Annotated in this window: 14 protein-coding genes; 11 read left to right on the top strand and 3 right to left on the bottom strand. The window is 60.1% G+C overall.

Annotated elements, in window-relative coordinates; genetic code table 11:
* Positions 1-262: hypothetical protein (locus JJE47_11895; protein ID MBK5268124.1), on the bottom strand; the 262-nt coding region annotated here is incomplete at its 3' end.
* 264 nt (positions 263-526) lie between these two features.
* Here JJE47_11895 and JJE47_11890 point away from each other — a divergent pair.
* The 8 genes from JJE47_11890 to JJE47_11855 all read left to right on the top strand — a co-directional run bounded on the left by JJE47_11890 (position 527) and on the right by JJE47_11855 (position 8555).
* Positions 527-838 carry a hypothetical protein gene (locus tag JJE47_11890; protein ID MBK5268123.1) on the top strand — a complete coding sequence of 104 codons (312 nt, stop codon included), beginning with the start codon at positions 527-529 and terminating at the stop codon, positions 836-838.
* On the top strand, positions 835-1521 hold the full coding sequence (phoU, locus tag JJE47_11885; GenBank protein ID MBK5268122.1) for a phosphate signaling complex protein PhoU: 687 nt from the start codon (positions 835-837) through the stop codon (positions 1519-1521). Before JJE47_11890 ends, phoU begins: the two co-directional genes overlap by 4 nt.
* Positions 1521-2210: a response regulator transcription factor gene (locus JJE47_11880; protein MBK5268121.1), complete on the top strand. Its 690-nt coding sequence runs from the start codon at positions 1521-1523 to the stop codon at positions 2208-2210. Before phoU ends, JJE47_11880 begins: the two co-directional genes overlap by 1 nt.
* Positions 2207-3901 (top strand): PAS domain-containing protein, encoded by a 1695-nt coding sequence (locus JJE47_11875; protein ID MBK5268120.1) that lies wholly within the window; start codon positions 2207-2209, stop codon positions 3899-3901. The genes JJE47_11880 and JJE47_11875 overlap by 4 nt, the downstream gene beginning before the upstream one ends.
* Positions 3898-4608, top strand: a complete 711-nt coding sequence (locus JJE47_11870; GenBank protein ID MBK5268119.1) for a ribonuclease HII — start codon at positions 3898-3900, stop codon at positions 4606-4608. The genes JJE47_11875 and JJE47_11870 overlap by 4 nt, the downstream gene beginning before the upstream one ends.
* 90 nt (positions 4609-4698) lie before the next feature.
* A complete protein-coding gene (locus tag JJE47_11865; GenBank protein MBK5268118.1) occupies positions 4699-7359 on the top strand; it encodes a pyruvate, phosphate dikinase in 2661 nt (886 codons plus the stop codon).
* Positions 7343-8170 carry an enoyl-CoA hydratase/isomerase family protein gene (locus JJE47_11860; protein ID MBK5268117.1) on the top strand — a complete coding sequence of 276 codons (828 nt, stop codon included), beginning with the start codon at positions 7343-7345 and terminating at the stop codon, positions 8168-8170. The genes JJE47_11865 and JJE47_11860 overlap by 17 nt, the downstream gene beginning before the upstream one ends.
* A gap of 55 nt (positions 8171-8225) precedes the next feature.
* A complete protein-coding gene (locus tag JJE47_11855) occupies positions 8226-8555 on the top strand; it encodes a hypothetical protein (protein ID MBK5268116.1) in 330 nt (109 codons plus the stop codon).
* Here the strand turns inward: JJE47_11855 and JJE47_11850 are convergent.
* Together JJE47_11850 and JJE47_11845 are read right to left on the bottom strand one after the other, a co-directional pair.
* Positions 8552-9421: a cysteine synthase family protein gene (locus tag JJE47_11850; protein MBK5268115.1), complete on the bottom strand. Its 870-nt coding sequence runs from the start codon at positions 9419-9421 to the stop codon at positions 8552-8554. The two genes, JJE47_11855 and JJE47_11850, sit on opposite strands and share 4 nt — an antisense overlap.
* Before the next feature lie 9 nt (positions 9422-9430).
* A complete protein-coding gene (locus tag JJE47_11845; GenBank protein MBK5268114.1) occupies positions 9431-10156 on the bottom strand; it encodes a hypothetical protein in 726 nt (241 codons plus the stop codon).
* Between the two features lie 110 nt (positions 10157-10266).
* Here JJE47_11845 and JJE47_11840 point away from each other — a divergent pair, with 110 nt between their 5' ends.
* The 3 genes from JJE47_11840 to JJE47_11830 all read left to right on the top strand — a co-directional run bounded on the left by JJE47_11840 (position 10267) and on the right by JJE47_11830 (position 12135).
* Positions 10267-11199, top strand: coding sequence for a nucleoside hydrolase (locus JJE47_11840; protein MBK5268113.1), 933 nt, complete (start codon positions 10267-10269; stop codon positions 11197-11199).
* Between the two features lie 163 nt (positions 11200-11362).
* Positions 11363-11782 (top strand): DUF4395 domain-containing protein, encoded by a 420-nt coding sequence (locus tag JJE47_11835; protein ID MBK5268112.1) that lies wholly within the window; start codon positions 11363-11365, stop codon positions 11780-11782.
* On the top strand, positions 11779-12135 hold the full coding sequence (locus tag JJE47_11830; GenBank protein ID MBK5268111.1) for a hypothetical protein: 357 nt from the start codon (positions 11779-11781) through the stop codon (positions 12133-12135). The genes JJE47_11835 and JJE47_11830 overlap by 4 nt, the downstream gene beginning before the upstream one ends.
* Positions 12136-12290 lie beyond the last annotated feature (155 nt).

Here is a 12290-nt window from a genome sequence, read left to right as displayed (position 1 = left end):
TGTCCCGACCAAGGGCGAGCGTTGAGGCTTGTCGGTCGAAGGAGCTGAGCACCTTGGACAGCGGATAGAACTGGGTGTCGGAGCCTCCCACTGCGTTCAGTTCGTAATCCTTCAGTTCTCCAAGGGTGAATCCATTTACCGATTCGGCCTCGGCGCCAGACGTTACGCCTTTCACCAGGATGCCCGAGAGCCCGGCGATCGCCACCACGATGACGACCGGGAACAGCAGGATCGCGATAAACCCCAGTACGATGTTCTTCATCCATCTCCCTTGCGCCGGGCGAAGCCTACTTCCGTGACCACACGCCGTCGATATAGCCCGATTGCAACGTTTACCTGACGTTCAGTTTGTGGATCGTATGCGGTAACTTGGAAGTTCTACGTTCCTGGCTGAGTAAAAAAACCGGTAGAGTGGCAACCTGAGTAGATGCGCAAAGATTCGGCTGTCGATGCTTAGGATGAGATTGAGGACGATCAGCATGAATCTGGCGACGCGCTGTGAGGTGGACAGCAACGGCGACGATGCATGGCCAGGGCTTTTGTCACACGCCCCGACGTCGCACTGATGAGCGAGCCTGCTTCGGCATACGATCTCATCGCCACGCTGCGTATAGAGGAGCTCATGACAGAGCTGAAGCCCGAGTACCCGATCGGCGTGGTCACGCACAACACGCGGCAAGTGGCGTGGGCATCGGATCGAGCGGCGTTTTTCAACGCCGTGGTGGCTGAAGACGGTCATAGGACCGGTCGTCTGGTCGAATACGGTGACATGCCTACCATCTTTACAAATCCTCGCCAGAAAACGCCAGAGGACTACATCACGGGAAGGTTCGGATGAACGATCAGAGGCACGGCTTTCACGAACAACTCGAGGACATGGTCGGTGAAGTGGTTTCCATGGGCCAGTACGCCCGTGACATGGTCCAGCGGGCGGGTCAGGCGCTTGTCAGTCGGGACGGGCTCGGGGCTGAACAGGTGATCAAGGATGATGACCCGCTTGACCTGCGGTTCTTAAAGCTGGAAGAAGCCTGGCTACAAACCATGGCCCTCCAGACACCGGTAGCGGGCGACTTGAGGGTCATGTCGGTGGTTCTACACAGTGGCCATTCCGTTGAGCGCATCGGCGACCAGGCAGTGAGCACCGCCGGGGCGGTTCGAGCGACCATCGGGATGCCATCCCATCCGCAGGTTCTCGCCACTGTCGCCGAAATCGTCGACCTCGTATGCCCGATGGTTGATATCGCCCTCGATTCCCTGGAACGCCGTGACCTCGATCTTGCCATGTCGGTTCCGATCATGGGTCGACCGGTTGAGCGCCTGGAACGATCGATGTACAAACTGGTCGCCAAATGCCGCGAAGACGAGGAGCAGCTCGAATGGGCCGTTCGTATGACCGTGGTCGCCCGCAACCTTGGACGGGTTGGCGCTCGGGCAGTTGACATCGCCGAGCAAGTCGCCTTCCTCCTTTCAGGCGTGTTCCGCGAGTTCACTTCAGAGGACTGGGATACGGGACGCAATTGATGACCGCCTCGCGGACTGTTCTGATCATTGAGGATGAGCCTGCTCTGCTGGACGCCATTAGATACAGTCTTGAGCGAGAAGGATATGTCGTCCTGGTGGCTGATGACGGGTTGGCGGGACTCGACCTAGAGCGCAGAAACAGCCCTGACCTGGTCCTCCTAGATTTGATGCTGCCGTCGATGCAGGGACTGGATGTGCTTCGATCGCTACGTTCGAGATCTTCGGTACCGGTGATCGTTGTGACCGCCAGGGACGCAGAAGCCGACAAGGTTGCCGGCCTTGAGCTTGGCGCGGACGACTACGTGACGAAACCGTTCTCGATGCGAGAGCTGGTTGCCAGAGTCGGAGCCAACCTCAGGAGGTCGACGATCGAAGTCAGCCACGACGAAGTGATCCTGTTGGGAGGCGATGTCGAATTGGATGTCGGCAGACATGTCGCAACCGTGCGCGGGATCGAGGTCGATCTTCGACCCAAGGAGTTCGCCCTCCTCGAGATGCTCATGGAACGAACCGGGAAACTTGTGACGCGGGACGATCTCATCGCCCAGATATGGGGATATGACTACTTCGGGGACACCAAAACGCTGGACGTTCACGTCAAACGGGTGCGTTCCAAGATTGAGCGAGAACCCAAAAAGCCCGAACACATCATTACCGTGCGCGGCATGGGGTACAAGTTCCTCACGTGAAAAGTGGTCTCGGTACAAAGCTGGCGATCTCGTATGTTCTCTCCGTCATCGTTGTCTTTGTCATCACCGCCGTCTTCATCGACCAGGCTGCCCGGTCAGGCTTCATCGAGGAGTTGACCACCAGCACTCAAGCGCAGAGTCGAGCGGTGGCCATCGCTCTCGGAGCCAGCCCGGTCGAGCGATCCGTCGACGATCTGGCTGAAGCCCTCGGGATCCGAATCACTGTCGTCGACGCCAACGGCGTTGTCGAGGCTGACTCAGACGCTGACCCGGCGACCATGAACAATCACAACAGTCGCCCGGAGATCATTGAAGCATGGGCGGAAGGTATGGGGACCTCGACGAGACTCAGTCAAACCGTTGGAGAAGAACTTCTCTACGTGGCGATTCGTGATGGAAATCGGGTCGTGCGGTTGTCTGTCCCACTAGAAGAAGTACGCCAGAGGATGATCCCGGTTCGGCTGAGAGCTATCCTCGGCGCGCTCGTGGTGTCGGTCGCCGGTTTGGCAGTGGTGGGTGTCGTCAGTCGTCGAACCCAACGCCTCATGCAGGCACTTACCACTTCGGTCACCCAGATCGCCGCCGGTCAATCAGCTGAGGAGGTGCTCGTTGGGGGTCGGCTGGAAAGTTCGCCGGAGGTATCGGCACTGTCGGGCGCCGTCCGGTCTCTGTCCGATCAGATTCACGCCAGAGTTGGAGAGCTTGAAACGGAACAGGACCTACGTGATCGAGTACTGGAAGCCTTGGATGAAGGCGTGTTGCTGTTGAGGGGCAGATTGGTCGATTATGCCAACCCCGCCGCCCGCCGCATGCTGGGCTCGTCGCTGTCGGACGACGGGCGGCTGCGCAACCAGGCGATCGCCAAGATGGCGGCTGAGCGGGCTGCTCCCACCAGGATGACAGTCGGCGCCAGGCTCGTCGACGTCGTGGTGGAACCGTCTGCCGACCAGTCTGTCGTGGTCTTGCGGGATGTGACCGATCGGGTCCGTACCGAGTCGATCCGGCGAGATTTCGTGGCCGACGCATCGCACGAACTGAAAACACCGGTAGCTGCCATTCGTGCGGCGGCAGAAACAATTCAGACAGCGGCCGAGGACGGAGACATGGCCGCGGTAAGCCATTTCAGTAGGCAGGTCGAGGCGAGTGCCTACCGGCTCGGCCGGATTGTGTCGGACTTGCTTGATTTGTCGCGTCTCGAAGCGCGCGATCTCGATGTAGCGCCGACCGATCTCGCGGCTGTCTCCTTGGAGGAGGTCGCTGCAGCGGAACTCAATCATCTGACCGTGACGGTGGATCTAGACCCCCTGGTAATCCAGGCAAGCGCGCCGGACGTCGCACTAGCCCTGAGAAACCTGCTGAGTAACGCCGCCCGACATACCGACGCCGGTGGAACCGTGCACGTGGAGGTGAAGACCGACGGGCATGAGGCCGTCGTCTTGGTAGCCGATAGCGGGTCTGGCATCCCGGCGCGGGATTTGCCGAGGATTTTTGAGCGGTTCTACCGGGTAGACACCGCCCGGTCGCGACACACCGGAGCCACCGGTCTTGGTCTGGCCATCGTCCGCCATGTTGCCGAGCGTCATGGTGGGAGCGTGTCGGTGGAAAGTGAACTGGGCGTCGGATCAACGTTCCGCATCAGGTTTCCACTTCCGACCAGCGGATTTGTCATTGACCAGGTTGACAGTGACTGATTCACGTGAGGTATGGTCCCACCGTGACCGTCCCCAAGCTTCGTAAGGCTCTCCAGCGAAATCCACCCGGATTGTCGTTTGAACGCGAACACTGGGATCGAGGGCGAAACATCGTCGCCGGCATCGATGAGGTCGGTCGGGGTTCGTGGGCTGGACCGCTCACCGTTGTAGCGGCAGTGGTTCCCCGCGATCGCCGGGTATACAAGGTCCGGGACTCGAAAATGCTCTCTGAAGCCGAGCGAGAATCCATATTCGAGCGAATCGATGGGTGGGTTGACGCCTGGGCGGTGGGGCACGCGTCACCAGAGGAATGCGATTCGCTGGGCATGTCCGAGGCACAACGTCTGGCGACCCGACGGGCGCTTGGGGGCCTTCCGGGAAAGGTCGATGCGGTGCTGGTCGATGGCAACTGGGACTTTGTTGGTCATCGGAACACCCAGACGATCATTCGCGGCGACTCCAAGTCCCTCTCGATCGCCGCTGCGTCCATCCTTGCCAAGGTAACCAGGGATCGCTTGATGCGATCGGCATCCGAGCACTACCCGTCCTATTCGTTCGATGACAACAAGGGTTACCCATGCCCGCGCCACAAAGCGGCGCTGTCCTGGTATGGCCCATCGCTTATCCATCGTAAGTCCTGGGTCTTCATGGACCACCTACCGTGGAATGGCCTCGAGCGCGTCGGCCCGCAAGATCGCCTCTTTTGATTCACCCTGGATTCGGAGTACCTTTTGCCACGGGGCAACGTCCCGTGCGGATGGGCGATAGAGTGGCATGCAAGACGACGAGGGTGATCAATGGCGGACACGTGGGTATTCGATTTCCAGGACGGCGACGCAACCAATAAAGCCGCATTGGGAGGCAAAGGGGCAGCTCTGGCGAGCATGACCCAGGCCGACCTGCCAGTTCCGCCTGGTTTCACCATAACAACGGATGCCTGCCGCTCCTACCAACAGCAAAGCGTGTTTCCAGATCTTATGTGGAAGCAGGTCGAGGAAGCCATCGGTCGGCTCGAGACGTTGACCGGCAAAGAATTTGGTTCAGCCGAGAACCCGTTGCTGGTCTCGGTACGGTCGGGGGCTGCCGTCTCCATGCCCGGGATGATGGACACGGTCCTCAACCTCGGCATCAACGAGCAGGCCAGAGTGGGTCTGGCAAGGGTAACCGGTGATGATCAGTTCGCCTGGGATTCGTACCGTCGATTTGTCACGATGTTTGGCGAGATCGTCCTTGGGGTGGCGCCAGATCGGTTCGAGGGCGCCGTCAAGGCGACTCTCGACATGAACGGGTGTGACACCCCGGGGAATTTGCCTGCCGAGGCACTATCGGGGTTGGTCGACCGTTTGAAGGCGATCGTGTATGGCCAGTCCCGACACGAGGTACCGGACGATCCCTACGAGCAACTGCGACTGACGGTTGGGGCGGTCTTTGACTCCTGGTCCAACAAGCGTGCGCAGGATTATCGCAATCTGAACGGTATTCCGCACACCCTCGGAACGGCCGTGAACGTTCAAGCGATGGTCTTTGGCAACAGCGGCCCGACCTCCGGGACGGGGGTAGCCTTTACTCGCAACCCCACCACCGGTGAAGCGCACCTTTTCGGGGAGTTTCTTCCCGATGCGCAGGGCGAAGATGTGGTGGCCGGTATGCGGACCCCGCTGCCGATCGACCATATGGCCGAAACATTTCCCGAAGCGTACGGGCAACTTCTCGAGATTGCCGGGCGACTTGAAACTCGCTACGGCGACATGCAGGACCTTGAGTTCACCGTCGAAAACGGAAAGTTATGGATGTTGCAGACTCGTTCGGGAAAGCGGACCGGCCGGGCGGCGGTCAAGATTGCCGTCGATATGGCCGCCACCGGACTCATCGACGAGCGCCAAGCGCTCCAGCGCGTCTCGGCTGATCAGCTTGAACAGTTGCTACACCCTCTGGTTGATCCGGCCGCCGAGGTGGAGGTTATCGGGGTGGGCTTGCCTGCGTCACCGGGGGCGGTATCCGGCCAGATCGTCCTGACAGCTGATGCGGCGGTGGATCTTTCCGAAGCGGGGACGCCGGTGATTCTGGTGCGCCATGAGACAAATCCCGACGACTTTCATGGCATGGTGGCATCCCGGGCAACCCTTACCGCCCGGGGTGGTGTCACCTCGCATGCGGCGGTTGTGGCCCGGGGCATGGGCAAGTCGTGCGTTGTCGGCTGCTCGAATATGCAAGTCGATTTCGAGAAGGGCCTGGTCCGCTTCGACAATGTCGTTTTGGCAGCGGGGGATTGGATCACGGTCGATGGCAACACCGGCCGTGTTATGGCCGGACAGGTTGCGACAATTGAGCCTGAGACCGATGAGGACTTCGACATTCTCATGGGTTGGGCAGACAGTCACAGGAGGCTTGGCGTGCGGGCCAATGCGGACACACCGGAAGACGCCGCCGAGGCCAGGCGATTGGGCGCTCAGGGCATCGGGTTGTGTCGGACCGAGCACATGTTCTTTGGTGAGGAGCGCATCGCGGCCATGCGAGAGATGATTATGGCCCCGAATGAGGTAGCCCGCCGCGAGGCGCTCGCCAAGCTGGAGCCGTATCAAACCGCTGATTTCGAGGGCATTTTCACCGCGATGGACGGGTTCCCCGTGACGATCCGGCTCCTCGACCCGCCGCTCCATGAATTCCTTCCCAATGAACAGGATCTGGCGAGGGAACTCACCGACTTGAAGCTCCGACTTCGTCTGCTGAACGGGCTGGACGATATTGATCGATTGCTGGAGGAGATTCACGATCGTGAGGTCGTCATTGCCCAGGTGCAGCGTCTCGCAGAAGAGAACCCGATGCTCGGACATCGAGGCTGCCGGCTCGGCCTGACCTACCCCGAAGTGACCGAGATGCAAGCCAGAGCGCTGTTTACCGCAGCGGTTCGGTGCGTTGACAGGGGAATCACGGTCATGCCTGAAGTCATGGTCCCGCTGGTCGGGTTTGAGCCCGAGCTGCGAACCCAGGCAGAGCTGATCAGGTCGGTGGCCGAGGAAGTGTTCTTGTATCACGGGCTCAGGGTTGAATATCTGGTCGGCACGATGGTTGAGTTGCCGAGGGCTTGCCTGAGAGCCGACGAGTTGGCCACCGTGGCCGAGTTCTTCTCGTTCGGCACCAACGACCTCACCCAAATGACCCTCGGTATGAGTCGTGACGACTCAAGCCGATTCTTGCCAGGGTACGTTCAGCGCGGGGTCCTACCTGCTGATCCCTTTCAGACGCTCGATATCGCCGGAGTTGGCGAATTGGTGCGGATCGGTGTGGAACGAGGACGGGGCCAACGTCCCGATATGAAGATCGGGGTGTGTGGCGAACATGGCGGCGATGCCGCTTCGATTGCCTTCTGTCACGATGTCGGTCTCGATTACGTTTCATGTTCGACGTACCGGGTTCCGGTTGCGAGGCTGGCGGCGGCCCATGCCGCCCTTGCCTAGACCCACTCGCGTACCGGCCTATGAGGAGGGGTTGACCGTGCACTACGACCACATCGTTATCACTGAGACGGAGGGCTACACCAGGGTCGAGATGGCCATGCCGGCTCGTCGTAACGCCCTGTCGGAAGCTCACCTGCGGGAGCTACTGTCGGCCTTCGAGGCCATTGGACAGTCGACGGCCCCAGGAGTAATTCTCTCTGCTCAGGGTCCGGTCTTTTCGGCCGGGCACGATCTGAACGAAATGGCCTCCCGGGATCTCAGCGGAACGAAGAAGATTCTCGGCATCTGCTCAGATGTGATGCAAATCATTCAGTCGATTCCCCAGGTTGTGCTCGCTCAGGTTGAAGGGTTGGCAACCGCCGCCGGGTGCCAGCTTGTCGCGTCGTGTGATCTTGCGGTAGCGGGGGAGTCCAGTCGTTTCCAGCTTCCCGGTGGCCGGGGCGGTTGGTTCTGTACAACCCCCGGTGTTGCGGTAGGACGGGCCGTCGGGCGCAAACATGCAATGGAGATGCTCCTCACCGGTGACCCGATTGATGCGGCGACTGCGTTGGCGTGGGGCCTGATCAACCGGGTGGTACCCGACGATGAAGTGCCGCTCGCCTCCGAAGAGTTGATGGCGAGAGCCACCAGGGGAAGCAACTTGTCAAGGGCGATCGGTAAGCAGGCGTTCTACCGACAGATCGACATGGATCTGCGCACGGCGTACGATTTTGCAACCGAGGTGATGGCGAGTGCGTCTCAAATTGACGACGCTCGGGAAACCGCCGCCGCGTTCGTTGAGAAGCGGAAGCCGGTTTTCACCGACAGTTAGCCGACACAGGGGGAAGACGATGGATTTCATCTCGGGGTATGTACTTGGATCGAGAATGCTCGGAAAGCGGATCGGGATGGCGGCTTCGGCCGAGTCTTTTGCCCCGTCGCTCTCGTCTGAGGCGGACAAGCTCGCGGATCGGGTGCAGCGGCTGTCGTTGGTAACCGAAGCTCTGTGGGCGTTGCTTGAAGAGAACGGCTACACCCGCGAACAATTGATCGCCAAGATCGAAGAGATAGACGGAACCGATGGGGCGGTAGACGGCCACGTTGTCCGACCGGCCCTTCGATGCCCGAAATGCGACTCGGCGGTATCGGCTGGAGCCAAGCTATGTCAGTTTTGTGGTTGGCAAAACCTGGACGCTGATCCGCTGGCGGCCATCTAAGTCGGAGGCTGCCAGGGCGGCCCGGACAGGTACTTCCAGCCGGCATCAGGCAGCAGCGCCACCCCGGTTCCACCGGTCTTTTCCAGTTCCAACTGGGCGGCGTGAATGATTGCCCCAGAGGATGTGCCGGCAAAGTAGCCCTCTTCGTGCATGATCTCGCTGACGGTTTGCTCGGCGCGTGCCCTGGCAACCTGGTATCGGTCGTTTACCAGCGAGAGGTCGGCGACCGGCGGCTGGAAGGGGTCATCCTGGCTCCGCATCCCTCCGATAGGATCGTCAACGAACGGCTCTACAGAATGAACCTTGATGTTCGGGTAGGCGTGTCTGAGACCACGACTGTTGCCGGTCAGTGTTCCGCCGGTGCCATAGGCTGCGAAGAGATGGTCGGGTGGTGTGGGTAATGGCCACTCCCGTACGATCTCGACAGAGGTCCCGAAGAAGTGCGAGTAGGGATTCCACCGATTGCCGTATTGATACGCCATGTGGCCTTCTCCGGCATCGACCAGTTCCCTGGCTCTGGCGATGGCTCCATTTGGACCGCCATCGACTTCGATAAGTTCTGCACCGTAGGCCCGGAGTAGCTCTTTGCGCTGCTCGGTAGCCGTCCGGGGAAGGCAGATGATCATCGGATGCTGGTTGATGAGCGCCAGCCGGGCAAGACCGATTCCAGTGTTGCCAGAAGTCGCCTCGATGAGCGGTTTGCCTGGCGGGAGATGACCGTTCTGTTTGGCGTTGTAGAACATGAACCATGCCGGTCGATCCTTGATCGATCCGGTGGGGTTGTACCACTCGAGTTTTGCGAATAGTCGCGTTCCGGTCGGCGCCATTCGAGGGAATTCGACGAGCGGTGTATTACCGGGTTTCATAGACGAAACCTAGTCGGGATCGATGGTTGTGCGTTCGGGCCGTTTGGCGACGACCGATCGCCAGCTCTGATAACCAAACCATCCGAGCGTAATGAGGGCCAGGGTGACGAGTAGGTGGATCCGCCAGCGAATGGTCGATCGTACTTGTTCCAGCACTTCGGTCACATCGCCCAATCGACTGTCGATGTCAGACTCGAGATCCTTCGCTCCTTCGAGGCGCCCGCGCATGGAGTCGATCTGGTCGCTGTCGAGCGGGGTGTCCTCGGAAAGGAGCCGGGTGGCGGTGTTCGCCGCTTCCACGATAGTTCCTCGTAGGCTGATCACGTCGGGGGTAATGAGCCGGTCGGGCGGCCGTCCCGACAACAGACCAAGAGTGTCCAACCTGGCATCAAGGTGGATTGTTCGATCGAGCGTTTCGGACAAACCGAACTCCGCCGAGGCGGTGATTGTGTTGACCTGAACGGTGAGCTGGCGGCGAGCCTGGGGATCAAGTACGACTGATCCGGTTTGATCGGCGGCCAATATCGAGAATTCGATGGCGGCGAGGGTGCGGCCGATCAATTCATCGATGTTCTGGAGTGTCGTGCGCCCTTGTCCGGCATCATCGAGGGCTGCGGTATATACCCGTTGGACCGTTCGTTGCAGTTGGAAGTCAGCGATGATGCTCGCCGCCGCCAGGCTGAGGGCCAGGGCGACCCCCAACCATCCTCTCCAGGTTTCTCTTAGACGACGCATTAGGTGGACACTACCCGTACCGTCGGAACAGGTTGGTGCGGCGATGGCGAATATGGGTCGTCATTTTGATTCGCTAGGTTGCCGGAGGTACGTCTGCAAGGAGGCACACCATGGGTAATTCGGTCATCATTGATACCGACCCTGGCCAGGATGACGCAGTGGCCCTGCTGCTGGCGCTGGGGTCCACCCTGGATGTGTTGGCCGTCACGGTCGGGGCGGGCAACGTACCGCTCGATCTCACAGTCAAGAATGCGCTAAAAGTCTGTGATCTCGCCAATCGGTCGGATCTGCCGGTGTACGCGGGCGCCGGTGGTCCTCTGGAAGGAGAGCTTGTAACCGCCGAGCATGTGCACGGACCGTCTGGTCTTGACGGTTACGATCTTCCGCCTCCTTCCCGTCTGGCATCCGAAGGGTTCGCGCCCGACAAGATTGTCGAGCTGATCATGAATCGACCGGCCGGTGAGGTAACCCTGTGCACCCTTGGCCCGCTCACCAATGTGGCGCTTGCCCTTCGTCTGGAACCGACCATCGCCGGGCGTCTGTCCAGAATTGTAATGATGGGTGGTGGCTTCTTTGAGGGGGGCAATACCACTCCGGCTGCCGAGTTCAACATCTATGTCGATCCGGTGGCGGCGGCTGAAGTCTTCAGTTCTGGCATTGATCTCGTCATGATGCCTCTCGATGTGACGCATCAGGTGTTGAGCAATCCCGATCGGGTCAGATCGTTCAAGGAGATCGGGAATCTTGCCGGAGAAGTCGTGGCAGGTTGGATCGGGTTCTTCGACCGCTATGACATGGAAAAGTACGGTACCGAAGGGGCCCCGCTCCATGATCCGTGCGTCATCGCCTACCTGCTCGAACCGGGGCTGTTCTCGGGGAGGTTCTGCAACGTTGAGATTGAGACCGAATCGCCGCTGACCAGAGGGATGACGGTCGTCGACTGGTGGGGAGTGTCAGGCCGAACCCCCAATGCGCATGTCATGCGCCACGTCGACGCCGACGGGTTCTTTTCGCTCCTCGTTCGAACCGTGGGAATGCTCTAGAAGGCAGATCGGTTAGAGTGGCAGTGATGTCGCAACGTTGTCGCTGTCTGTGTTTTCGCTCTCGGGTAGCCCCGGGAGGCGCAGTGTTGCCCCTCCTCGATTACTAGCGGCCCTACCCGAGAGTACGTTCGCCGCACAGACCCTGTTCTTGAGGAGTACTCCATTGCCAATCGTTGATGTCAACGTCCCCCGAATCAATCAAGCAGTAACCAGCTCGCTCACCGCGGTTGCCTTTGTCCGTTCCAGTCCCGAATTGGTGGCAGTCGCCTTCGCCATTCTCGTTCTTTCTCGAGTTGGCGGTTCGCGGTTGGCTCCGATCACCCAGTTGTACGTGCGCTTTATCCGCCCCCGCTTCCAGCCAGCGGGCCCATCCGATTTCGAAGATGCCCGCCCGCCTGCGTTCGCCCAGCTGATCGGGGCCATAGTCCTCGGTCTGGCTCTGGCCGGGCTGTATGGAGGAGTTCCCATCGTCGGATGGGCTCTGACGTTGCTTGTAACGGCCCTGGCAGGTTTGGCAGCCACGACGAGGATCTGCGTCGGGTGCATCATGTATGAGCGATTCATCATGGAGCCGGCTACGTGATCGTCCGATCGGTCGTCCTGGTAGCGGTGCTCTTTTCCGTTTGGGTGCTCGTCGGAATGTGGGAACGGCGGCGGGGGAGTCAGGTTGAAGGAGTGGCACCCGGCGTCACGATGTTCACGACCGAGGACTGCCGCATTTGTCCGCTCGCCATCGAGTCTCTTACGGATGCCGGTGTGCCCGTGCATATCGTTAGTGCCAACCATCCCTTGGCCGATGCATTATCGGTTCGAAGTGTTCCAACGGTTGTGGTGGCCGACACGACCGGTCAGGTCACGTTGAGGCGATCCGGCCGGTCGGTCATTACTGACGTGAGATCGATCGCGGCCGCGCTGGCGGCCATTACAACGACCTGAATCCAGGGGGCCGCTGCCAGACCAGGGTGCGATCGTTGGAGTTACTGCTCTCCTTGATGGCGTTGATACAGATACCACCAGCCGAGGCCGTGGACCGCTACTCCCGTACCGAGGGCGGCGGTCACGACCCACTGATCGAGGAGGGCGGCCATGAC

This window comes from Acidimicrobiia bacterium (assembly GCA_016650365.1).
GTDB lineage: Bacteria > Actinomycetota > Acidimicrobiia > Spongiisociales > JAENVV01 > JAENVV01.
This window is presented reverse-complemented; position numbering and strand designations above follow the sequence as displayed.

What these genes read in the sequence shown, in the direction of transcription:
- JJE47_11890 (MBK5268123.1), top strand. Translation starts at nt 527, where the DNA reads ATGGCCAGGGCTTTTGTCACACGCCCCGACGTCGCACTGATGAGCGAG.
- phoU (MBK5268122.1), top strand. Translation starts at nt 835, where the DNA reads ATGAACGATCAGAGGCACGGCTTTCACGAACAACTCGAGGACATGGTC.
- JJE47_11880 (MBK5268121.1), top strand. Translation starts at nt 1,521, where the DNA reads ATGACCGCCTCGCGGACTGTTCTGATCATTGAGGATGAGCCTGCTCTG.
- JJE47_11865 (MBK5268118.1), top strand. Translation starts at nt 4,699, where the DNA reads ATGGCGGACACGTGGGTATTCGATTTCCAGGACGGCGACGCAACCAAT.
- JJE47_11860 (MBK5268117.1), top strand. Translation starts at nt 7,343, where the DNA reads ATGCCGCCCTTGCCTAGACCCACTCGCGTACCGGCCTATGAGGAGGGG.
- JJE47_11855 (MBK5268116.1), top strand. Translation starts at nt 8,226, where the DNA reads ATGCTCGGAAAGCGGATCGGGATGGCGGCTTCGGCCGAGTCTTTTGCC.
- JJE47_11850 (MBK5268115.1), bottom strand. Translation starts at nt 9,421, where the DNA reads ATGAAACCCGGTAATACACCGCTCGTCGAATTCCCTCGAATGGCGCCG.
- JJE47_11845 (MBK5268114.1), bottom strand. Translation starts at nt 10,156, where the DNA reads ATGCGTCGTCTAAGAGAAACCTGGAGAGGATGGTTGGGGGTCGCCCTG.
- JJE47_11840 (MBK5268113.1), top strand. Translation starts at nt 10,267, where the DNA reads ATGGGTAATTCGGTCATCATTGATACCGACCCTGGCCAGGATGACGCA.